This is a genomic window from Salmonella sp. SAL04162, assembly GCF_046551535.1.
GTDB lineage: Bacteria > Pseudomonadota > Gammaproteobacteria > Enterobacterales > Enterobacteriaceae > Salmonella > Salmonella enterica.
On the sequence record NZ_JBGDVX010000003.1, the window covers coordinates 224,070 to 245,153 of the forward strand.

Annotated in this window: 20 protein-coding genes, 1 tRNA gene and 2 other RNA genes; 8 read left to right on the forward strand and 15 right to left on the reverse strand. The window is 53.0% G+C overall.

Translation table 11 applies throughout. From position 1 onward, the window contains the following. The 5 genes from dppC to ACLJRH_RS07955 all read right to left on the reverse strand — a co-directional run bounded on the left by dppC (position 1) and on the right by ACLJRH_RS07955 (position 6,762). Complete coding sequence (gene dppC / locus ACLJRH_RS07935; protein ID WP_000084690.1) at positions 1-903, reverse strand: dipeptide ABC transporter permease DppC; 903 nt, start codon at positions 901-903, stop codon at positions 1-3. A gap of 9 nt (positions 904-912) precedes the next feature. Next, a complete protein-coding gene (gene dppB / locus ACLJRH_RS07940) occupies positions 913-1,932 on the reverse strand; it encodes a dipeptide ABC transporter permease DppB (RefSeq protein ID WP_000938843.1) in 1,020 nt (339 codons plus the stop codon). 156 nt (positions 1,933-2,088) lie between these two features. Further along, positions 2,089-3,696 (reverse strand): dipeptide ABC transporter periplasmic-binding protein DppA, encoded by a 1,608-nt coding sequence (dppA, locus tag ACLJRH_RS07945; RefSeq protein WP_000028047.1) that lies wholly within the window; start codon positions 3,694-3,696, stop codon positions 2,089-2,091. Between the two features lie 558 nt (positions 3,697-4,254). Then, on the reverse strand, positions 4,255-5,580 hold the full coding sequence (locus tag ACLJRH_RS07950; RefSeq protein ID WP_023137374.1) for a uracil-xanthine permease family protein: 1,326 nt from the start codon (positions 5,578-5,580) through the stop codon (positions 4,255-4,257). Between the two features lie 57 nt (positions 5,581-5,637). Beyond that, entirely contained in the window at positions 5,638-6,762 is a 1,125-nt protein-coding gene (locus ACLJRH_RS07955) for an aryl-sulfate sulfotransferase (RefSeq protein WP_023223305.1), read from the reverse strand. 149 nt (positions 6,763-6,911) lie between these two features. Here ACLJRH_RS07955 and ACLJRH_RS07960 point away from each other — a divergent pair, with 149 nt between their 5' ends. Beyond that, complete coding sequence (locus tag ACLJRH_RS07960; RefSeq protein WP_023137373.1) at positions 6,912-7,919, forward strand: substrate-binding domain-containing protein; 1,008 nt, start codon at positions 6,912-6,914, stop codon at positions 7,917-7,919. Here ACLJRH_RS07960 and ACLJRH_RS07965 read toward each other — a convergent pair. From ACLJRH_RS07965 to ACLJRH_RS07985, 5 genes are all read right to left on the reverse strand, one after another. After that, positions 7,910-8,043, reverse strand: a non-coding RNA gene (locus tag ACLJRH_RS07965) — RtT sRNA. The genes ACLJRH_RS07960 and ACLJRH_RS07965 overlap by 10 nt on opposite strands. A gap of 35 nt (positions 8,044-8,078) precedes the next feature. Next, positions 8,079-8,212: non-coding RNA, RtT sRNA (locus ACLJRH_RS07970), on the reverse strand. Positions 8,213-8,247: 35 nt separating this feature from the next. Next, positions 8,248-8,324: transfer RNA gene (locus tag ACLJRH_RS07975), tRNA-Pro, on the reverse strand. Between the two features lie 90 nt (positions 8,325-8,414). After that, on the reverse strand, positions 8,415-10,106 hold the full coding sequence (gene eptB, locus ACLJRH_RS07980) for a kdo(2)-lipid A phosphoethanolamine 7''-transferase (RefSeq protein WP_001269257.1): 1,692 nt from the start codon (positions 10,104-10,106) through the stop codon (positions 8,415-8,417). Between the two features lie 230 nt (positions 10,107-10,336). Beyond that, positions 10,337-11,041 (reverse strand): autotransporter outer membrane beta-barrel domain-containing protein, encoded by a 705-nt coding sequence (locus tag ACLJRH_RS07985; protein ID WP_023137372.1) that lies wholly within the window; start codon positions 11,039-11,041, stop codon positions 10,337-10,339. Positions 11,042-11,197: 156 nt separating this feature from the next. Here ACLJRH_RS07985 and tag point away from each other — a divergent pair, with 156 nt between their 5' ends. Both tag and ACLJRH_RS07995 read left to right on the forward strand, forming a co-directional pair. Beyond that, positions 11,198-11,779 carry a DNA-3-methyladenine glycosylase I gene (tag, locus tag ACLJRH_RS07990; RefSeq protein WP_001188424.1) on the forward strand — a complete coding sequence of 194 codons (582 nt, stop codon included), beginning with the start codon at positions 11,198-11,200 and terminating at the stop codon, positions 11,777-11,779. After that, positions 11,757-12,197, forward strand: a complete 441-nt coding sequence (locus ACLJRH_RS07995) for an N-acetyltransferase (protein WP_000619902.1) — start codon at positions 11,757-11,759, stop codon at positions 12,195-12,197. The genes tag and ACLJRH_RS07995 overlap by 23 nt, the downstream gene beginning before the upstream one ends. On the opposite strand, the gene ACLJRH_RS08000 is transcribed toward ACLJRH_RS07995, so the two are convergent. Continuing rightward, entirely contained in the window at positions 12,166-14,499 is a 2,334-nt protein-coding gene (locus ACLJRH_RS08000) for a molybdopterin guanine dinucleotide-containing S/N-oxide reductase (protein ID WP_023137371.1), read from the reverse strand. The two genes, ACLJRH_RS07995 and ACLJRH_RS08000, sit on opposite strands and share 32 nt — an antisense overlap. A 152-nt stretch (positions 14,500-14,651) precedes the next feature. Here ACLJRH_RS08000 and ACLJRH_RS08005 point away from each other — a divergent pair, with 152 nt between their 5' ends. Both ACLJRH_RS08005 and ghrB read left to right on the forward strand, forming a co-directional pair. After that, entirely contained in the window at positions 14,652-15,314 is a 663-nt protein-coding gene (locus ACLJRH_RS08005; RefSeq protein WP_000747548.1) for an OmpA family lipoprotein, read from the forward strand. A 218-nt stretch (positions 15,315-15,532) separates the two neighbouring features. Continuing rightward, entirely contained in the window at positions 15,533-16,507 is a 975-nt protein-coding gene (ghrB, locus tag ACLJRH_RS08010) for a glyoxylate/hydroxypyruvate reductase GhrB (protein ID WP_000804678.1), read from the forward strand. 49 nt (positions 16,508-16,556) lie between these two features. Here the strand turns inward: ghrB and ACLJRH_RS08015 are convergent, their stop codons facing one another. After that, positions 16,557-17,267: a DUF3053 domain-containing protein gene (locus tag ACLJRH_RS08015; RefSeq protein WP_000190524.1), complete on the reverse strand. Its 711-nt coding sequence runs from the start codon at positions 17,265-17,267 to the stop codon at positions 16,557-16,559. Positions 17,268-17,705: 438 nt separating this feature from the next. Between ACLJRH_RS08015 and ACLJRH_RS08020 the strand changes: the two genes are divergently transcribed. The 3 genes from ACLJRH_RS08020 to cueP all read left to right on the forward strand — a co-directional run bounded on the left by ACLJRH_RS08020 (position 17,706) and on the right by cueP (position 19,207). Then, positions 17,706-17,996 (forward strand): HTH-type transcriptional regulator, encoded by a 291-nt coding sequence (locus ACLJRH_RS08020; RefSeq protein ID WP_000455790.1) that lies wholly within the window; start codon positions 17,706-17,708, stop codon positions 17,994-17,996. Between the two features lie 287 nt (positions 17,997-18,283). Next, complete coding sequence (cspA, locus tag ACLJRH_RS08025) at positions 18,284-18,496, forward strand: RNA chaperone/antiterminator CspA (protein WP_000014594.1); 213 nt, start codon at positions 18,284-18,286, stop codon at positions 18,494-18,496. Between the two features lie 171 nt (positions 18,497-18,667). Continuing rightward, complete coding sequence (cueP, locus tag ACLJRH_RS08030) at positions 18,668-19,207, forward strand: copper-binding periplasmic metallochaperone CueP (protein ID WP_000047140.1); 540 nt, start codon at positions 18,668-18,670, stop codon at positions 19,205-19,207. A gap of 370 nt (positions 19,208-19,577) precedes the next feature. Here cueP and ACLJRH_RS08035 read toward each other — a convergent pair whose 3' ends face one another. The 3 genes from ACLJRH_RS08035 to ACLJRH_RS08045 all read right to left on the reverse strand — a co-directional run bounded on the left by ACLJRH_RS08035 (position 19,578) and on the right by ACLJRH_RS08045 (position 20,983). Next, a complete protein-coding gene (locus ACLJRH_RS08035; RefSeq protein WP_000533907.1) occupies positions 19,578-20,063 on the reverse strand; it encodes a GNAT family N-acetyltransferase in 486 nt (161 codons plus the stop codon). Beyond that, the gene (locus tag ACLJRH_RS08040) at positions 20,051-20,338 is read right to left on the reverse strand and encodes a DUF1778 domain-containing protein (protein WP_000965886.1); all 288 of its coding nucleotides are present in this window, start codon (positions 20,336-20,338) and stop codon (positions 20,051-20,053) included. Before ACLJRH_RS08040 ends, ACLJRH_RS08035 begins: the two co-directional genes overlap by 13 nt. Before the next feature lie 177 nt (positions 20,339-20,515). Further along, positions 20,516-20,983 (reverse strand): GNAT family N-acetyltransferase, encoded by a 468-nt coding sequence (locus ACLJRH_RS08045; RefSeq protein ID WP_000702452.1) that lies wholly within the window; start codon positions 20,981-20,983, stop codon positions 20,516-20,518. Between the last annotated feature and the right edge of the window lie 101 nt (positions 20,984-21,084).

The following is a 21,084-nucleotide window of genomic DNA, read 5'->3' on the forward strand; positions in this document are numbered from 1 at the left end:
TTACTGCTTCAGTTTGGGATCGAGCGCGTCACGCAGACCGTCACCCATCAGGTTAAATGCCAGTACCGTCAGCAGAATCGCCAGCCCCGGGAAGGTCACGACCCACCAGGCGCTTTGCGCGAACTGCAATACGTCAGAGAGCATGGTGCCCCACTCCGGCGTTGGCGGCTGTGCGCCCATGCCAAGAAAGCCGAGGGCGGCCATATCGAGAATGGCGTTAGAGAAACCGAGCGATGCCTGAACAATCAGCGGCGCAAGGCAGTTCGGGAAAATATTGACGAACATCTGACGCATTGCGCCTGCGCCCGCCACGCGGGAGGCAGTCACATAATCGCGGTTCACCTCTACCAGAACCGCCGCGCGGGTTAAGCGGACATAGTGCGGCAGCGCCACAAACGTCAACGCCAGCGCAGCGTTGCCGATGGAGGGGCCGAAGATCGCCACCAGCACCAGCGCCAGCAGCAGGCTCGGCAGGGCCAGCATAATATCGACCACGCGCATGATGATGTTATCGACCAGACCGCCGAAGTAGCCCGCGACCAGGCCGAGAATAATCCCCATTACCAGCGACAGGACGACCACCAGACAGCCGACCAGCAGTGACAAACGCGCGCCATACATCAGGCGCGAGAGGACATCGCGACCAACATCATCCGTTCCCAGAATATGCGCCCAACTGCCGCCTTCCTGCCAGACCGGCGGCGCCAGCAGCGCATCGCGGAACTGCTCTGCCGGGTTGTACGGCGCAATAAAGTTGGCAAACACCGCAATCAGGATCACGATGAGAACATACGCCAGCCCGACGACCGCGCCTTTATTGCGTTTGAAATAGTGCCAGAACTCCCGCAATGGCGTCATGGGCGCCGGTGCGGCATTAACATTATTTTCAGTAACCTGTGACATGATGGCCCCTTACTTCTTATGCCGAATACGCGGGTTCACCACGCCGTACAGCAGGTCTACCAGCAGGTTGACGAGAATAATCATCGTCGCTACCAGTAACACGCCGCCCTGCACTACCGGATAATCGCGGCGTTGCAGCGCATCGATCAGCCAGCGCCCCAGACCGGGCCACGAGAAGATAGTTTCTGTCAGAATCGCGCCCGCCAGCAGCGTCCCGACCTGCAGGCCGATCACGGTAACGACTGGCAGCATGGCGTTACGCAGAGCATGGACGATAATGACGCGCATCCTGGTCAACCCTTTGGCGCGTGCGGTACGGATGTAATCCTCCCCCAGCACTTCCAGCATCGACGAACGGGTCATACGCACAATGACGGCCAGCGGGATTGTGCCGAGCACCATCGCAGGCAGGATCATATGCGCCAGCGCATCAATAAAGTTACCCTCTTCGCCCCAGATAGCGGTGTCGATCAGCATAAAGCCCGTCAACGGATTGGTATCATCAAGGAACACCATATCGCTCACGCGCCCGGAAACCGGCGTCAGGTTCCAGTGGACGGAGACCAGCATGATCAGCATCATGCCCCACCAGAAGATAGGCATAGAGTAACCGGTCAGCGCCAGGCCAACGGCAGTGTGATCGAAGATAGAACCGCGCTTCACTGCGGCCAGCACGCCCACCGGAATCCCCACGGCGACAGCAAAAATCATGGCGCAGACGCCAAGTTCCAGCGTCGCTTTAAAGCGAGGCACAAACTCGTCCCACACGGGGATTCGGCTTTTCAGCGAGATGCCTAAATCGCCATGCATCACCCCCCAGATATAATGGAGGTACTGCTGCCACATCGGTTTATCAAGACCGAGTTCAGCCAGCAGTTGAGCATGACGCTCAGGGGAAATACCTCGCTCACCCGCCATGATCATCACCGGATCGCCGGGGATCATGTGGACAAAGGCAAAGGTGAGAAGGGTAATACCGATAAACGTCGGGATAACGAGTCCCAAACGTCGGAGAATGAACTGCAACATAACCCGAATTCTCTCTCATGACGCACGGCCTGGAACCGTGAGTCTGTATTGCTCACAAATCTTATCCCACGCAAACTGCATCGCGGATAAAGCATTACGCCGGATGGCGCTGCGCTTATCCGGCCTACACAACACCGGGGCGCAGCGCTCTTTTAATTATTCGACAGAGACGTTTTCGAAGTGATGTTTGCCTAATGGATCAACCACATAGCCTTTAACTTCTTTACGCACTGGCTCATAAACCGTGGAGTGAGCGATGATCAGCGCTGGCGCCTGGTCATGCATCACGACCTGGGCCTGTTTATAGAGTTCAATACGCTTGTTGTGGTCATCGGTCGCACGCGCAGGCTGAATCAGGTCTTCAAACGGCTTGTAGCACCATTTTGAATAGTTGGAGCCTTGCTGGGCGGCATCGCAGCTGAACAGCGTGGCGAAGAAGTTATCCGGATCGCCATTATCGCCGGTCCAGCCCATCATCACCGTCTGGTGCTCGCCATCTTTAGCTCGCTTGAGGTATTCGCCCCATTCATAGGTGACAATTTTGGCCTGAACGCCAATCTTCGCCCAGTCTGCCTGGATCATTTCCGCCATACGACGCGCATTCGGGTTATAGGGACGCTGTACCGGCATCGCCCACAGATCGATGGTGAAGCCTTTTTCCAGACCGGCTTCTTTCAGCAGCGCCTTCGCTTTTTCCGGATCGTAGCCGTAGTCTTTAATATCGTCGTTGTAGCCCCACATTGTCGGCGGGATCAGGTTTTTCGCCGCAACGCCCGCGCCCTGATAAACGGCTTTGATGATGGCCTCTTTATTCACGGCATAGGTCAACGCCTGGCGAACTTTGACGTCATCCAGCGGTTTTTTCTGTACGTTATAGGAGAGATAACCCACGTTCAGACCGGCCTGCTCCATCAGGTTGATGTTTTTATCTTCTTTCATGCGCGCAATATCCGCCGGGTTCGGATACGGCATCACCTGACATTCGTTCTTCTGCAGTTTGGCGTAACGCACAGAGGCGTCAGGCGTGATGGAGAAGACCAGACGGTCGATCTGCGGCTTCGTGCCCCAGTAGCCGTCAAAGGCTTTGTAGAGAATGCGGGAATCTTTCTGATATTGCACCAGTTGGAACGGGCCAGTGCCGACCGGGTTCAGATCCACTTTTTCCGGCGTACCGGCTTTCAGCATGTTGTCAGCATATTCTTTGGAAAGAATAGAGGCGAAGTCCATGGCTAAATCGGCAAGGAACGGCGCTTCCGGACGCGTCAGCACAAACTGCACCGTGTGATCGTCGACCTTCTTCACTTCGCTAATCAGATCCGGCAGCCCCATGCCTTCAAAGTATTCATAGCTGCCGCCAGACACTTTATGGTACGGATTCTGCTCGTTTTTCTGCCGGTCAAAAGAGAACACGACATCATCGGCGTTCAGCTCGCGCGTCGGTTTGAAATCCTTGCTGGATTGCCATTTCACCCCTTTACGTAGGTGGAACGTATAGGTTTTACCGTCTTCGCTGATATCCCACTTCTCAGCAAGACCCGGGATCACTTCCGTGGTGCCGGTTTTGAATTCAACCAGACGGTTATAGATAGGTACGGAGCTGGCATCATAGGTGGTGCCAGACGTAAAGAGCTGTGGGTTAAAGCCTTCCGGCGAGCCTTCTGAACAATAAACCAGGGTTTTGGCCTGCACGCTGGCTGCAACGGTCATGGCCACCAGGCTCAAACCAAGCTTCAGCATCCCTGACTTCTTCAAGGAAATACTCATTCTTCTGCTCCAATAATTGTGATGTATGTTGTTTTGCCCTTTGCAAAGGCTTTTACCGCCCGGCCTTTTTTGTTTTTTACCTGGCCAGGTCAGTAGTGAGAGGTGGGGATTCCGTTCGCATAATCGACTGAGTTGCAGTGCGGATTCTCCATAAAATGCCCCTCATTCCCTACAATCTGTCAATAGAATGTCAAAACGTCAATACAGGTAACCAGCTTTTACAACAACGGTGAGAATTAACAAACAAAGATTAAAAAAAGTTCAGAAGGGTATTTTCAGCAGGGAAATTTGTGCTATGGGCAGAAAGGCAGAGTTATTCACTTAATATTTTGCAACAGTTAGTGATTAACAATTAGCCATTAATTGAAAAATTTCTTTCGATATGTTGATTATCTGAGCGATTAATACCACTAACGCTAAAACGCACAGGCGAAAATGCTGAGGTTATCCATAAGCCGTGTGCAAAAAAGAGTTATACGGACATTGAAAAACACCATCGAATATGTCACAAAATTGTAAATAAGTAGGCCGTCGTGCGGCCTACCGCGATCACAAAAACTAACTTTTGACCCTGGCCTGCGTGCGCTTTTCGCTCCAGTTAAACAACGAGTTCACCAGAATCGCCGTCAACGTCCCCGCTGCCATACCGTTGCCAAAGACCATCTGTACGCCCGCCGGGAAATTCTGATACAGGCCGGGTACCAGTATAGGAAGCATTCCCATGGCCAGCCCCATCGCCAGCGCGTAGGTTTTACCCGGCGTATGCAGTGGCTCACGCGCAATCATATCAATGCCGATGACCCCGATAATGCTGAAGACAATCACCGCCGTACCGCACACCACCGAACCTGGCAAACAGGTCGCCAGACGTACCAGCGGCGCGAATATGGCAATCAGGATTAACAATCCTCCGGCAGCCGCAGTCACGAAACGCGATTTCACGTTAGTGGTGCGTACCACCCCAATATTTTCGCCGGAGGTGATAATTAAGGAGGTGCCAAAAATCCCCCCCAGCAGCGACATTACCGCATCACCACGAATGGTACGTGGAATCGCCTGCTGCACATTTTGCGTGGAATTGACTATTTCCGCGGTCGCAATCGTTTGCCCGGTTGCTTCAGCCATAGAGATGACCGCGTAAATCAGCAACGGCAGCGAGGCGGAGAGATCAAAAATCGGCCAGCCGAACGGCAAAAGCTGTGGGAAACTAAACAGCGGCCCGTGACCAACACCGCTAAAATCGGTGCTACCCAGCGCCATTCCCAGCATCGTTCCCGCTAAAAGGCCGAACATCACCGCCAGTTGGCGCAAAATACCGCTAAACGCCAGCGCGAAAATCAGCGTTATCAGGATAGTCCCCAGCGATAAAATGATACTGGTTGGATGAGCGAAGTCGGCGCTCCCTGGCTGGCCAATGATCAACCCGCCGTACAGGCGAATAAGGTTAATCGACACCATTAGCAGCATGATGCCAATGATAAAGGGGGGAAAATGGTGCAGGCAGCGGCGGAAAATCGGCAACGCGATAAAGTAGAACAGCGAGGTCAGAATTACGGCGCCAATCGCGGTCTGGATATTGGTCTGTAAAGCGATCGCAACGAAAATCGCAATCGGCGCGCCCCCCGGTACCATAATAAACGGCAAACGCGCGCCCACCCCTTTCACACCCAGGCTTTGCAAAATAGCGCCCAGACCGCACATCAGAAAGGTCGCGCTAAGTACCGAGGCTGTCACCGTATCGGTAAAGTGCAGCGCTTTGGCGATCAGAAAGACGGAGGTAATGGGGGTGGCGGCAACGACCAGCACATGCTGAAGCGCCAAAAGTAAGGTGGTTTGCCAGGGTAATGCATCGTTATCCGGCGTAGTAAGGCCAGGCTGCGGCATGATTAACTCCCATAAAACATCAAAAAAATAACCGCCAGCGCGGGCTGGCGGTCTGCATTATTTCAACCAACTAATGGCATCAGCGGCATAGCGATGCGCACGGAAGGCGCTGTTCTGTTTTCCAGGAATAATGCCTTTACTGAGGTGCTCCGGATATTCATTAAAGAACGGAATGATATATTCCCATACCGTTTCGCCTTCCGGGGTGACTTCAAACAGGCGGCCAAACGCCGATTCACAGATAAAGGTGTTGCCGTTCGCCAGCCGCTGCGCGCTCCCCATATACGGCGAGAAAAACGCCGGCGGGAAGATATCGCGATACTGCCAGGTAATCGCTTTGGTCTGCGGATCGAACTCCAGCACCGTGGAATGCGGCGAGGTGACGCCGGGACGCAGGTTGCCGTTATCGAAAACCAGAATCGACCCGTTCTCCATCTCAACCGGCGTGTGCTGCTGCGCTACCACTTCCGGCCCTGCATGCCAGATAACCTTCCCGCTCTCTTTATCCACGGCAATGACGCCAGACGTAGTGCGCAGGCTCATCAGCACCAGGCCATCACGGGTGACGGACAGGCCGTTAATCATCGGCCAGTGGCGGCGGTCGAAAATATCATGAATCGGGAAATCTTCCGGATTCAAATGCTCCCAGGCACGCCATTCCCAGACCACTTCACCGTCGCGATTGACCTCTTTGACGACGTCGCTCTGAATCACGCCGTCCGGCGCATCGCGGCGCGGGTCGCCGCCGGTAACACGGGCGGCGATATCGGCAGGTAACGGCGACGCGGCGGTATACAGCAGGTTACCGTTTTCCAGCCACTGCGCATCGTGGTGATGGTAAATATCTTCGTAATGCCAGACGATTTCGTTATCCGGCGTCACTTCGTAGAAGTCGCCGCCGTGCCAGAGATCCCACGCCGGATAGAGGTTCGCTGAAGTACGGTGGCTGCCGTTATAACCCAGATTACCGTTCGGCAGCAGCACCGCATCACGCCCGGCGCGAACCGGAAGCTGCCACTGATGCGCGACTTCGCCCTGCTCGTCCACCAGGTAAACCCGCCCTTCGGCGGTTTGCGGCGCAAAAAGCGTATAGCCGCCAAAGCTCTTCGCTTTATCAGCGTAGATAAGGCCCGCCAGACGGCGTCCAAGGGTGAAAGTCGAATCCTGAGTTAAGTGTACCACATCGCCTCCTGAGGAATAAATTTGCGCCAAAATACCCCATTAAAACGTTTTAATGAAGAGTTTTTTACGATTCTCACCGAAAAAAAGCAAACGTTACCGTCTGGTAAATATGCTACCCTGTGCGCAAATTTTCGCAGGTCAGGAAGCAGATGGCTGTTCAAAATAAAAAACGCGCAAAGTTGATTGATGTTGCCCGCCATGCAGGCGTGTCGCCAGGGACGGTATCCAATGCCTTGCACAACACCCGCTTTGTCGAGCCGCAGACGCGACGGCGTATTGAAGAGGCCATTGTTGCGCTCAACTACACGCCGAATATTCGCGCCCGCCAGTTGCGAACCGGCAAAACCAATACCATTGCTTTGCTCTCTTCGGTGCCGCTGGCGATTGCCTCCGGCGCGTCACGACTGGGATTTATGATGGAGGTGGCGTTAACGTCCGCGATGATGGCGCTGGAAAAACAGCATGCGCTGATTCTGGTGCCGCCGGGGGCAAATCCACTGGATGCCGTCAGCTTTGACGCGGCGATCCTGATTGAGCCGGCGGAGAACGACCCGCAGCTCCAGGCGCTGGCGCAAGCGGGCATTCCCTGCGTCACCATTGGCCGCACGCCGGGCACCGACACGCCTGTGCCGTGGGTTGAGCTGCACTCGGCGGCAACAGCACAGCTTCTGCTAACGCATCTGGAGGCCTCCGGCGCCAGCAAATATGCGTTATTTGTCGGTAACACTCGGCGAACATCAGTTCAGGAGAGCGAAGCGGCTTACCAGCGCTGGTGCGCGGGGCGCCAGGACCCCGTCGTCTACTCTCTCAATGAAAGCGAGGGTGAAAATGCCGGCTACCAGGCCGCGCAGCAGCTATTACAGGCGCATCCCGACGTTGACGGCGTGCTGGTGCTGATCGATACCTTTGCCAGCGGCGCGGTACGCGCTTTTCAGGAACAAGACATCGCCATACCTGAACAAATGCGAGTGGTTACCCGCTATGACGGTATCCGCGCGCGCGAATCGCTGCCGCCGCTGACGGCAGTGAATATGCATCTTGATGAGGTGGCGCGACAGGCAATCACACTATTATTTGATTTGCTGGCGGGCAAGAAGGTCAGTCACAGCGACGGGATCATGCCTGAACTGGTGGTGCGAGCGTCAACCTGCCGGTGATAGAGGATGACTCGCCACTGCGTAGCTCGCCCTGCGGGCCGTTGCTGACGCAACGTTCTCTCGCTGCGCTCGAGTCGAACCTCTTGCCCCCGGAGATTCTCATCCTCGTCAGGCTTCCGATACAAAAAAACCCTGCTTGTTGAGCAGGGTTTCTGAATTTGGTCGGTGATAGAGGATGACTCGCCACTGCGTGGCTCGCCCTGCGGGCCGTTGCTGACGCAACGTTCTCTCGCTGCGCTCGAGTCGAACCTCTTGCCCCCGGAGGTTCTCATCCTCGTCAGGCTTCAGATACAAAAAAACCCTGCTCGCTGAGCAGGGTTTCTGAATTTGGTCGGTGATAGAGGATTCGAACCTCCGACCCCTTCGTCCCGAACGAAGTGCGCTACCAGGCTGCGCCAATCACCGAATGCGGGCGCATCTTACTGCTCAGGCGCACGCCCGTCAATCCCTTAGTCGCAAAATACAATTCAATCGGCGAGAAAGTCGGCAGACAACCTACTTCGCGGCGACTTTCTGCGCATCGGGAATATGGCACCAGTTGTTGTTCTGGTTAATGCCGCCATCCGGCGATGTATACCCCAGGCAGCCCATTATCGTATCGTACAGCTCCACATGACGACGCGGCACTTTGATCTCCGCCTGCTGTTTCAGGTGAGCGAACATCTGCGCATGTTGCGGACTGGCAAGATATTTATCCGACATCCATACCAGCATCGGAACACGGAATTGCTCCGGCGGCGCCATATTGCGCGGCGTACCGTGCAAATGTTCGCGTTCGTTAATCGACTCGCCGTGGTCAGCCGCGTAGAACACAATCGCTTTTTTATCACGTAGCTGATCGAACACACTGGTAATAAAGTGATCCACATAGGTCACGGAGTTATCGTAAGAGTTGATCATCTGCGCTTTCGTGCAGCCGCTATCGACCCCAATACATTCGGGCTTCCACTGAGCGTAGCTGCGCGGATAACGTTGCGTATAGTTAAAATGCGACCCCTTAGTATGCAGGATAATCAGATGCTTACCCTCCGGATTCTGGGCAAGCGAGTTCTGCATCTCATCAATCAACAGCATGTCATCAACCGTTTTACCGCGGTTACGCGGCTCGGCGCCGATCTGCTCGCGGTAGGAGATATTATCCGCCATGGTATTGCTATAGAACCACATCTCGCTCTGCATGGCGTACAAATCGGAACTGAATCCGAGCTGTTTGAGAACGGCAAACACATTCTGCTCTTTTAAGGTACGCTGCGGGTTATTATCCGCCCCGCCTTCCCGAACAAACATACAGCGTAAAGAAAGCTTCGTCGCGGTATCGCAGGAATAGCCGCGGAACGCCGCCAGATTTTTTTCCTGCGCCAGCTTCGGCGTGGTATTACGCTCGTAGCCGAAAATCCCCATGTGATCCCAACGGGTCGTCTCACCGATAATGAAAACAACGTAGGTGTCATCCCCATCCTTCGGCGCAACATAGGTAAATTTCCTGGCCGGGTTTATTAACGAATTATTGTCCGACGACTCATCTACCTGCGCCCAGGCATACAGCCCTAACGCAGATAACCAGTTTGAAGGCAGATAGGAGTTCGCCACCACGCCGCCATAGCTGGGTAAGTCGATACCTGTCGCCCGTTCAACCTTTTTTTGCTGTATATCCAGCAGGCGGATAGGCGCCCACACCATTACGCCTGCGAGTACCACTACAGCGGCGCTGCGAAAACGCTGCCCCGGCGTACGTAGCTGGCGCAACAACGTGTAGCGACAGTGGTTACTCCAGATAAAGATGAGCGGAAGCACGCTCACGGCAATCAGCCACAATACGAAGTGCAGCCCCACCACCTCTTTCGAGAGATCGATATCGGTGGTCATAACAGACGCAATAATGCCGTAGCCAATCACCACGTTCAGGAAGGTCATGTAATAACTGGCGCCAGCGGAAAACAGCACCACCAGCGTGGCCAGCACACGCCAGACGCGTCGGCCAAACAGTGAAAGAAGACGAAGTAAGAAGAAAGTGACCAGCACCGTGGCGCCAAGTTCGACAACTGCGGAGAGGCCTTTCCAAATGGTAAATTCTTGCGCATAACTGCCGAAACGGCGGTAAAACACGGCGCAATTCATAAACAGACCGATATAGAGCGCAAGCAAGAAACTAAGTTTCTGCTGCGTCATCGATTTAATGTATCTCATGCAAACAAACCCTGGGAATCGGGATAAAAACGACCTGTACAACGATTTTTTAATCAAACAGGTAAATATGCGGCTAACGCAGATGTGAGAAAGTCTACCAGCGCGGCTAAGTAGACCACAGGAAGCGCAAAAAGTGTCTATAGAGAATGTGATTGACCTATATATTTTTGTAAATATATAGACAGGGTATTAGATGAACTTCTAATAAGTCCAGGCGGCGGTTTATCTCGTTAAAAGCGAGCGCTCACCCCCAGGGTATACAAATAATCGCTATCCGTAGCGCTATTTTCCGCCTGGGAAAATGCCGCATACGCCGCCATGTGCGGGTTAAGTAACACGTCCGCGCCTACGGTGACATCCAGCCAGTTTCCCGCCTGATTTCCTGCGGTCATACGACTCAACCCGGACTGCGCTTTCCAGATATTTTCCCCAAACTGTTGGTTATAGCTAATTTGCGCCCAGGGACGGACATCGCCGAACTGCGAGTTTACCCGCCAGCCTAACGTACTGACGCTGGCGTGCCATAACGGATCGGTAAGCGCTAATGTCGTCGCGCTATCGCCATATTCGTTATACATTGATGACGTCGAACCGTCGTAATGCAGCGCCGCGACCGGCCCAGTGGTCACGCGTCGGGAAAGCGGAAAATTCCAGCCCATACTGATACCGCTGGTCGCATCAAGCGGGGTTTCATCCGCCAGGCTAAGCACCGGACCCACCGTATTTTGCGTAGACTGAATACGTTCGGCCAGTATGTCGTTGTAATTCGGTTGGTGATCGCTGTCCCAGGTATAGCGTTCCGTCGTATGCCCCGGAGCCGCTTCAGCGATATATTCTTGTTGCCAGGCATACGTGGTATTGATAAAAAACGAGCAGGCCATAAGGCCCGCCAGACAACGCAATGTCCGGCGACCACAGCGTTTTCTTACAATCATCAACGCGACTCCAGAGTAGAGCCGAATTCGGCGATATTATTGTCATTGAATGAAGGATGTCGGGCATCAGCCCTGTATTAACTATTGTCCTTTTAGCGGGCCCGTCAAGGCGGGTTGAAGGAAATTTTCGCGGTAACCACAATAACGAGGAAGTCTATGCAGCGTTGCGACTGGGTCAGCCAGGACCCCCTTTATATTGCCTATCATGATAACGAGTGGGGCGTACCGGAAACCGATAGCAGAAAGCTGTTTGAAATGATCTGTCTTGAAGGTCAACAGGCCGGTTTATCCTGGATCACCGTGCTTAAAAAGAGGGAGAACTACCGCGCCTGTTTTCATCAGTTTAACCCGGTACGCATCGCAGCTATGCAGGAGGAGGATGTTGAACGCCTGCTGCAGAACACGGGCATCATACGACATCGCGGTAAAATTCAGGCCATTATCAGTAACGCCCGCGCCTGGCTTGCGATGGAGCAAAACGGCGAGTCTTTCGCCGATTTTGTCTGGTCATTCGTTGATGGCCAGCCGCAGATCACCCAGGCGGCCAGCCTGGGTGAGATCCCTACCTCAACACCTGCGTCCGATGCGCTTGCTAAGGCATTGAAAAAACGCGGTTTCAAGTTTGTCGGTACGACTATCTGTTACTCCTTTATGCAGGCGTGCGGACTGGTCAACGACCATATTACCGGCTGTTTTTGCCATCCGGGAGAAAAACATGATTCGCAAATCCCAGAGTGAAGACATGGCGTCTATTCTGGCGCTGTGGATGAAAAGTACCATTTATGCCCATCCCTTTATCGAAGAACGTTACTGGCACGAGAGCGAAGCAATTGTACGCGACGTCTATTTACCCGCCGCGCAAACCTGGGTATGGGAGGAAAATGGACAACTGAAAGGCTTCGTCAGCGTACTGGAAGCCCGTTTTGTCGGGGCGCTATTTGTCGCCCCCGACGCGTTAAGACACGGCATTGGCAAAGCGCTTCTGGAATATGTCCAGCAACGTTTTCCTCTGCTGAGCCTTGAGGTTTACCAGAAAAATCAATCCGCCGTAAACTTCTACCATGCGCTTGGTTTTCGTATTGAAGATAGCGCCTGGCAGGAGGATACCGCCCACCCCACCTGGATTATGAGTTGGCAGGCGGATCAAACGCCGTAAGCGGTAGCGCCGGGCCGGTATATTTCTCAAACCAGACCAGCGCGGTGTTGCCCGCACAACCGTTCCCCAGCCGGGAACTGGGAAGATCTTTTGTCAGGACGTTTACCGCGCCGTTTTTGCATATGCCGCCTGCGGTAGGTTCAGGGTCCGGCCATGCGCCTTCGTGAATACAGATAACGCCGGGCCGAATTCCGTCGGTAACGACCGCGCCCGCCAGAACCTGCCCGCGATGATTCCAGACGCGTACCGTATCGCCATCGACGATTCCACGCGTTGTCGCATCCTGCGGATGAATCGTCACCGGTTCGCGTCCGGCTACCGCATACCGCTCCCGTAACGAACTGTAGTTAAGCTGGCTATGCAGACGGTGCGCCGGATGCGCGGAAAGTAGCTGAACCTGCCCCGCATCAGCGTTCCCGTGCCACTCATCCGGCACCAGCCACATCGGATGGCCGGGACAATCCGCGTAACCATAGCTGGCAATGCGCGCAGAATAGATTTCGATTTTGCCGCTGGCCGTTTTTAGCGGATGGTTATCAGGATCGCGGCGAAAATCCGCGAAGCGCACAAACTGCGCGTTGGCGGGATTTTCCGGCATCTCCAGTAAACGGTTAGCCTGCCAGAATGCGGCAAACGGCGGCAGCGTCACCCCCTGGCTGGCACCACGCTGGGCGGCAATATTGTAGAAAGTCTCCAGCCACGCCAGTTCACTTTTTCCTTCGGTGAACCGAGCGTAACCGCCGGCTTCCCACCGTTCGCTCAGTTCAGCAAAAACGTCAAAATCATTCCGCGCCTCCCACCGGGGCGACACGACCTGCTTCATCGGCGCCAAATGCTGATTGCTATAGTCGCCGGTCATGGTTAAATCGTTACGCTCATAGCTGGTGGTCGCAGGCAGAACAATATCCGCGTGTTTCGCGGCGGCCGTCCAGAAACATTCTGAGATAACGACCAGTTCCGGTTTTTGCCACGCGCGAATCAGACGGTTGGTATCCTGATGATGGGTAAAGTTCGCGCCACCCGCCCACCAGATAAAACGAATATCCGGGAAGCGGCGATCCATCCCATTGTGTTGGTAAAACCCACCGGGGTTTTCCAGCGCCTCGACAATACGCGCCACCGGTATTTTATCTACCGCATCGACCCCGCCAGGGAGGCTTCCCTGCATCGAGGCTAACACGGCGGCGCGGCGCGTCGGGTTTCCGCCGTTAGCAAAATGATAAGAAAAACCAAACCCGCCGCCAGGCGTACCAATTTGCCCCAGCATTGCGGCCAGCGTGACGATCATCCAGTGCTTTTGCTCGCCGAACTGCTGACGCTGCATTCCCCAACCGGCCATCAACATGGTGGTGTTATGATGAAATATTTCCGCCAGTTCACGAATTTTCACCGCAGAAACGCCGCAAATTTCCGCCGCCCATTCCGCTGTTTTGGCCGTACCGTCGGTCTTGCCCAAAAGATAGTCGGCGAAACGGTCATAACCCGTCGTGCAGCGGGCAAGGAACGCTTCATCCTGCCAATCGTTTTCCACCAGCGTATGGGCGATCCCCAACATTAACGCCACATCGGTGCCCATATGCGGGGCGATCCACTCCATCTTATCGCCAAAAAAGTCGACGCTTTCCGATCGCATCGGATCGATGCAGATCAGGCGCTTGCCGCTTTGTCGCAACGCCGCAAAATAGTCGAGCCCCTGCTCATCCGAGGCATTCCAGGCAATTTTCAGAGTATTCAGCGGGTTCGCGCTCCAGAGCACCACCACCTCGCTGTGTTCCAGCACCACCGGCCAGCTAGTCTGCTGCTGGTAAACCTCGTTGCCACCCACCACATAAGGCATGATAGCCTGCGCCGCGCCGGTGGAATAATCGCCAAGATGGCCGGTATACCCTCCCGCCAGCGCCATGTAACGCTGCAATAACGTAGCCGCTTTATGCAATACGCCGTTCGAACGCCAACCGTAGGAGCCAGCGAAGATGGACGATGGTCCATAACTTTCGCGAATACGTTTGTGCTGAGCGTGGATCAGATCCAGCGCGTCATCCCAACTTACGCGAACAAACTCATCCTGCCCGCGTATGCCTTGCGGCTTATCGGGAGAAGCCAGGAACCCTTTACGCACCATCGGGAAGCGAACCCGCGTTTTACTGTGCACCTGGTCATGCACAACGGTTTGCAGGGAGTTTTGGTGTGCCGTCGGGAGTTCGCCATACGAGGCAAAAATGCGTTCTCCGTCGGTTTCAACGCGGACTGGCCCCCAGTGTGCGGCGGTCAATACCGAATGACGCGATGGTGCGTGGGTCAAGGTTCGCTCCTGAATTATTGGGATTATTTATTTTGCCGATCAATGTTACTTACAAATTTCAGAGTTTTCCCTGGAATTTTCTTCATGTGCAGACGTCATAATCAACCGCCACGGTCGCTGTGGTAAAAATAAAAAAGTGATAAGGATTTAAGATGAAAAAACGTGTATTTGTGATTGCTGCCATCGTGAGCGGCGCCCTGGCAGTATCTGGCTGCACAACAAACCCTTACACCGGCGAACGCGAAGCAGGTAAATCCGGCATTGGCGCGGGTATTGGATCGCTGGTCGGCGCAGGCATCGGCGCGCTCTCCTCCTCCAAAAAAGATCGCGGTAAAGGCGCGCTGATTGGCGCGGCGGCTGGCGCGGCGCTGGGCGGCGGCGTGGGTTACTACATGGACGTACAAGAAGCGAAACTGCGTGACAAAATGCGGGGCACAGGCGTTAGCGTGACGCGAAGCGGCGATAATATTATTCTGAATATGCCGAATAATGTCACCTTCGACAGCAGCAGCGCGACGCTGAAACCGGCAGGCGCTAACACGCTGACCGGCGTGGCGATGGTGCTGAAAGAGTATCCCAAGACCGCCGTCAATGTGGTGGGCTACACCGACAGTACCGGTAGCCACGATCTGAATATGCGTCTGTCGCAGCAGCGTGCTGACTCCGTCGCCAGCTCGCTGATCACCCAGGGCGTCGACGCCAGCCGTATCCGTACCAGCGGAATGGGGCCGGCGAACCCGATCGCCAGCAACAGTACGGCAGAAGGTAAGGCGCAAAACCGCCGCGTCGAAATTACCTTGAGTCCATTGCAGTAAACTACCGTACCGGGTAAAGCGGTATGCTTTACCCGGCCTGCATTATTCCCTCTCCAGACCGGATACATCGCGCATTACTCGGTATTCATTCATTATTTACCACGACACGGCTGCCGACAGCGGGGAAATTGGCTGGTCGATGATGGCTAAACGGGTTAATAATAAGCCTGTTCCGGTTGGCGCATGCCGCGCTTACCTTTTGATTTACGGAGAGTCGCATGAAGCCGTCCATCATTCTCTACAAAACCCTGCCTGATGATTTGCTGCATCGCCTGGAGGCGCATTTTACCGTCACCCAGGTACCGAACCTGCATCCGGAAACGGTCGCGCGACACGCGCAGGCATTTGCCAGCGCGCAAGGCCTTCTGGGCGCCAGCGAAACCGTTAACCGCGCGCTGCTGGAAAAAATGCCGGCGCTACGCGCGGCGTCGACCATCTCGGTGGGATACGATAATGTCGAGGTGGACGCCCTTACTGCCCGCAAAATAGTCCTGATGCACACGCCTGCCGTTTTGACGGAAACCGTTGCCGATACGGTGATGGCGTTGATGCTGGCCACTGCCCGCCGCGTGGTGGACGTCGCAGAACGGGTTAAAGCGGGTGAATGGACAGAAAGCATTGGCCCGGCGTGGTTTGGCGTCGATGTGCATCACAAAACACTCGGTATCGTTGGGATGGGGCGTATCGGGATGGCGCTGGCGCAGCGAGCGCACTTTGGGTTTACCATGCCGGTTCTCTATCACGCCCGTCGGCGGCATCAGGAGGCGGAAGACCGTTTTAACGCCCGCTACTGCGATCTGGATACGCTGTTGCAGGAGGCTGATTTTGTCTGCGTGATCCTGCCGCTAACGGCAGAAACGCGACATCTGTTTGGCGCAACACAGTTTGCCAGAATGAAATCGTCCGCCATTTTTATTAATGCCGGACGCGGCCCGGTGGTCGATGAAAACGCGCTGATTGCCGCGCTGCAAAACGGTGAAATATATGCGGCAGGTCTGGATGTTTTTGAACAGGAACCGCTATCCGTGGATTCGCCCTTGCTGAACATGTCTAATGTCGTCGCGGTACCGCATATTGGCTCGGCAACGCATGAGACGCGCTATAACATGATGGCCTGTGCGGTGGATAATTTGATTGATGCGCTGCAGGGAAAAATAGAGAAGAACTGCGTCAATCCGCAGGCGGCGGGATAACGCTACAGGCCCGATAAGCGCTGGCTTGCGCTTATCGGGCAGACTGTCATCACTGAGTCGCGTTTACCGCCGCCGTCCAGGCCTGATTAAACGCCTGATGCTGCGAGGCCAACGGCCCAATCAGCGCATTATATTGGCTGGCCTGCTGTGAGGTCGGGAACTGAATGCCGTTCGCGACAAAGCTCACCTGCTCGCCCTGTTGCGCAATATAATCGCCCACTTGTACCAACTGCTGCGTAAAGATCTGCGCCGCCGGGATCAGCGGCTGCAAAGCATCTGCCGGCACGGTGACCACTTTTTTGTAGACCTGATCAAACACAGGCTTCAGGTCATCGGCCTGCTTTAACGCGCCATGCGCGGCATCAGCCTGCAGTTTTGCATTCTGCAGCTGTTGCGCCAGCACGCCTAACGAACCATTTGCCTGCCGCAGCGGCTCACGTTGCGTCATATAATCCTGCGGAACGCGGATGGCGTTAACGCTATCGACCACCGGGCGCAGACCGGAATCCATCGCCTGGTTTACCTGCTGCGAGTAGCCATACAGTATCGCGTAATCAGACACGAACGGACCAAACTGTTTTTTCTGATCGGCCGTCAGCGTTGGTAAACGCTCTCCGCTACGCATTGCTGTATTCTGCAGGAAATCGACAAACGCTTTGCGCTGATCGCCTTCTTTATCAAAACACCCGCTCAGGCTAAACACCATTAATAACGCCACAACAGGCGCAAACCAGCGAGAGCAGGACTTACCTGTCGCCATTGTTAATACTCCTTTCACCCAAAAATGCGCACAACGACACCTGCGTGCCTGACGGCTTACAAGGATAGTCCAGGTCAGGCTTGCAGGATACCCTTTCCACGCGATCTTGTAGCGGAAAATTATGTTTATCTGCATCAATGCTTAATTTGTTATTTTATTGTTAATTTTTGACCTGACACTGCGATAAAAAACGCGGCAAGAAAGCTTTCCAGCGGGGGATGTAATATTTTTTTAATCTTTACAATTATTTTCTGAAAGACGGATATACCTTCCTGGATCAAATTGTTAGCGTCCTAAAAGTCGCGTAGCGTAAGGCATCGAAACGAATCGATAGCGCTTCCTGGCGGCGCGTCACCCCCCACCCGCAAGTTTCCCGACTATTCTTAAGAGGCTTCGATGCACTTCACGATCCCGCTGTGTGATTTACAGGAGTTCTCAATGGAATATAAAGATCCGATGTTTGAGCTGCTGAGCAGCCTGGAACAAATTGTTTTTAAAGATGAAACGCGAAAGATCACCCTGACGCAAAAACCCAATCCTTTTACCGAATTTGAACAGTTACGGAGAGGGACGGGACTAAAAACAGATGAATTCGCCAGAGCGCTGGGCGTAACGGTTGCCATGGTTCAGGAATGGGAATCGAAACGCGAAAAACCCACGCCAGCAGAGCTCAAATTGATGCGCCTGATACAGGCGAACCCACGCTTAAGTAAGCAATTGATGGAGTAATTTTTACCCCTCTCTGTTTTAACGGTCCTGCGCAAGGACCGTTTTCCCCGCCCGATTCCTGACCTGGAGAAATAAAGTAAAATAAAAGTTGCATCGCCCGGCATTACATGAGTTAATGTGCTCAACGGTTTGACGTACAGACCATTAAAGCAGTTTAGTAAGGCAAGTCCCTTCAAGAGTTATCCATTAGATACCCCTCGTAGTGCGCATTTCCTTAACGCTTAAAAAATCTGTAAAGCACGCCATAACGCCGAAAGGCACACTTATTTTTTAAAAGGTAATACACTATGTCCGGTAAAATGACTGGTATCGTAAAATGGTTCAACGCTGATAAAGGCTTCGGCTTTATTACTCCTGATGACGGTTCTAAAGACGTGTTCGTACACTTCTCCGCTATTCAGAACGATGGTTACAAATCTCTGGACGAAGGTCAGAAAGTTTCCTTCACCATCGAAAGCGGCGCTAAAGGCCCGGCAGCTGGTAACGTAACCAGCCTGTAAGCTTAAAAAGCTCAGAATTTTGAATCCCTGCCTGATGGCGGGGATTTTTTTATTCCAATTCCCCCTCTCCCCCAGCATAACTTTGCATTACTTTACCCTGCGTTCCTTTGACCTTTCCCTTAGGGGAACCCCTATAGTAGGCAGGGAGATTGTTCACAAGGAATTGAAGTTATGTCGAAATCATCATGGTTATTACTTTTGGGTTTATGCGCCAGCGGCTCCGCGCTTGCGGCATCCGCAGAATCCGCTTTTCTGGCGCAACATGGGCTGGCGGGAAAAACGGTTGAGCAGATCGTGGATACGATTGATCAGACGCCGCAGAGCCGTCCTTTGCCTTACTCCGCGTCGATTACCAGTACCGAGCTCAAATTATCTGACGGAGAGCAGATTTATACGCTGCCGTTAGGCGACAAATTCTATCTCTCTTTTGCGCCCTATGAATGGCGGACACACCCCTGTTTTAACCACAGCCTTTCCGGCTGTCAGGGAGAAATGCCGAATAAACCGTTCACTGTAAAAGTGACAGACAGTAAAGGCGCTGTCATCGTACAAAAAGAGATGCAAAGCTATCGAAACGGATTTATCGGTGTTTGGCTACCGCGCAATATGGAAGGGACGCTGGAAGTAAGCTACAACGGTAAAACGGCGTCACATGCCATTGCCACCAGAGATGACAGCCAGACCTGTCTGACGGAATTACCATTACGTTAAAAAAATGCCCGATAACATAATGGGTTATCGGGCCTACAAAGCGCCAACAAGATAAAATTAACAGGGTGCCTTGAGAATGCATAACGCCACAAGAATGGCAGAGGTGGGCTCACTTTGTACTGACCCCAAAACCTGGACAGATTAACCGAGGCATCAGCGAAAGAGTCCATTTAATACATGGGCTCTTTTTTGTTTCTGGCTATAACTAAATAACATTGTCCGCAATCGAATTATCCATTCCGTTGCTTTCTTGCATCACGCGGATTCCTGTCTCATCAATATTTTGTTCGTCGTATTCTTCCTGAATTTAACCTTAGACGTTCTATCAAATTATCGCTTATAGCGATTTGAACGTAACAGTCTTTGCATTCTATTGAGGGAGCCTAAGGAACAAAGTTCGCTGCTGAGTTTGTGATGATTTGAAACCATGGTGAATGTAGAAATTTTTGGCTTCTTCGATAAGTGCATGAACCATGATTGCACGTACACCAATATTCTCGGCAACCCGATAGCAACGAAGCACTGCATCATGAAGTAAATCAGCACCAAGCCCTTTTCCATGGAATGAGAGATCGACAGCAAGACGGGCAAGTATAATGACAGGGATGGGATCTGGCATGTTACGCCGAAGATTGCCTGTCGCTTCTGTATGGTTGACGCTGCCGGTGGCCAGAGAGTAAAAACCGGCTACTTGCTTCGTGTCTTTCTTGCACACCACAAATGTTCTGGCCGCTCCGAGAGCCTGGTTTTTGAGGCCCTTTTGCTTCAACCAGTCATCGAGCACAGCTTCACCGCTGACGAACTCAGCTACCTGATGAAAAGCGGACAAAGGTTCTGGTGCTGTTACACGTCCCACTGAGGTTTCCTTGCCAGCAGTTTTTCGATAACGGGATCATCTGCGACCGGTGCATCAAGCAGATTGATGAACTCCTCATATTGCTCATCGTTAAAGTTAAATACACGGCGGTCAAGGATCACTTTCTCGGCAGCCTGGCAGGCCGTTTCCAGAATGAAATCTGTACGTGACTTGTGAAGGATTTCCGCAGCTGCATCAATGAGCGCCCGCTGCGATTCCTTAGCTCTAAGGTTAAGTTGAACATCTGATTTCATGAGACACCCTTTGTATAGCATTTGCTTTACAAGAATAGCACAACCACCATGTATAGCAAACGATATACATCAAGTCGTCTTTTTTCATTTTTTGAATACTGATGTTCGCTTTGTGCCAGCAGCGGAAATTGCTCATTGTAGCGGTTTACTGAGTTCAACAAGGCAAAAGAACAATGCTGCCTTTCTGCAGGCTGACTATTATTTCGCCAAACATTTCCTCATCAGAGCATTTTGTAATGTCACTCCACGGCAAATAGGAAAGCCTCGCTCCACTATATGAAAGCCGTGTCGTAGAAAGAACACTTCCGCAGCCTTACTTACATTTGAAGTAAGTTCACTAATTCCACGCTGTCTGGCTTCCTCATGAATGCAATTCATCAGTAGTGTCCCTACCCCCTGTCTTGAATAGGTTCCTGATACAAAGAAATGATCAATGTATCCATTTGGTTGAACATCTGCATATCCAGCTATTTCACCATCCAGCTCTACAACAAAAGGTTGTAATTCCTTAATGTGATTGGCCCATCGCTCCAGGTCGATATCTGCTGGGGCCCAAGCATCAATTTGTTCACGTGTGTAGTAGTGTGATGCGATCGTATGTACAGATGAGAAAAAAACTCTGAATAACGATATTTCATCCCCATTACTGAACCTTCTGATTTTCATAAAACCTCATTGTGAGAGTTACTTGTAGAACAATACTAATTTTTGTGAAATAGGGCGTCCGTTCCTCGCTCATAGCAGACATTTGCGTGAGCGTATCTACC

Coding starts and splice junctions, on each gene's coding strand:
- ACLJRH_RS08040 (WP_000965886.1), bottom strand. CDS start 20,338: ATGCTATACAAAGGGTGTCTCATGAAATCAGATGTTCAACTTAACCTT.
- ACLJRH_RS08005 (WP_000747548.1), top strand. CDS start 14,652: ATGAAAAAACGTGTATTTGTGATTGCTGCCATCGTGAGCGGCGCCCTG.
- dppC (WP_000084690.1), bottom strand. CDS start 903: ATGTCACAGGTTACTGAAAATAATGTTAATGCCGCACCGGCGCCCATG.
- dppA (WP_000028047.1), bottom strand. CDS start 3,696: ATGAGTATTTCCTTGAAGAAGTCAGGGATGCTGAAGCTTGGTTTGAGC.
- ACLJRH_RS08045 (WP_000702452.1), bottom strand. CDS start 20,983: ATGAAAATCAGAAGGTTCAGTAATGGGGATGAAATATCGTTATTCAGA.
- cueP (WP_000047140.1), top strand. CDS start 18,668: ATGTCGAAATCATCATGGTTATTACTTTTGGGTTTATGCGCCAGCGGC.
- ACLJRH_RS07950 (WP_023137374.1), bottom strand. CDS start 5,580: ATGCCGCAGCCTGGCCTTACTACGCCGGATAACGATGCATTACCCTGG.
- ACLJRH_RS07985 (WP_023137372.1), bottom strand. CDS start 11,041: ATGATTGTAAGAAAACGCTGTGGTCGCCGGACATTGCGTTGTCTGGCG.
- tag (WP_001188424.1), top strand. CDS start 11,198: ATGCAGCGTTGCGACTGGGTCAGCCAGGACCCCCTTTATATTGCCTAT.
- dppB (WP_000938843.1), bottom strand. CDS start 1,932: ATGTTGCAGTTCATTCTCCGACGTTTGGGACTCGTTATCCCGACGTTT.
- ACLJRH_RS08020 (WP_000455790.1), top strand. CDS start 17,706: ATGGAATATAAAGATCCGATGTTTGAGCTGCTGAGCAGCCTGGAACAA.
- ACLJRH_RS07960 (WP_023137373.1), top strand. CDS start 6,912: ATGGCTGTTCAAAATAAAAAACGCGCAAAGTTGATTGATGTTGCCCGC.
- ghrB (WP_000804678.1), top strand. CDS start 15,533: ATGAAGCCGTCCATCATTCTCTACAAAACCCTGCCTGATGATTTGCTG.
- ACLJRH_RS07995 (WP_000619902.1), top strand. CDS start 11,757: ATGATTCGCAAATCCCAGAGTGAAGACATGGCGTCTATTCTGGCGCTG.
- eptB (WP_001269257.1), bottom strand. CDS start 10,106: ATGAGATACATTAAATCGATGACGCAGCAGAAACTTAGTTTCTTGCTT.
- cspA (WP_000014594.1), top strand. CDS start 18,284: ATGTCCGGTAAAATGACTGGTATCGTAAAATGGTTCAACGCTGATAAA.
- ACLJRH_RS08015 (WP_000190524.1), bottom strand. CDS start 17,267: ATGGCGACAGGTAAGTCCTGCTCTCGCTGGTTTGCGCCTGTTGTGGCG.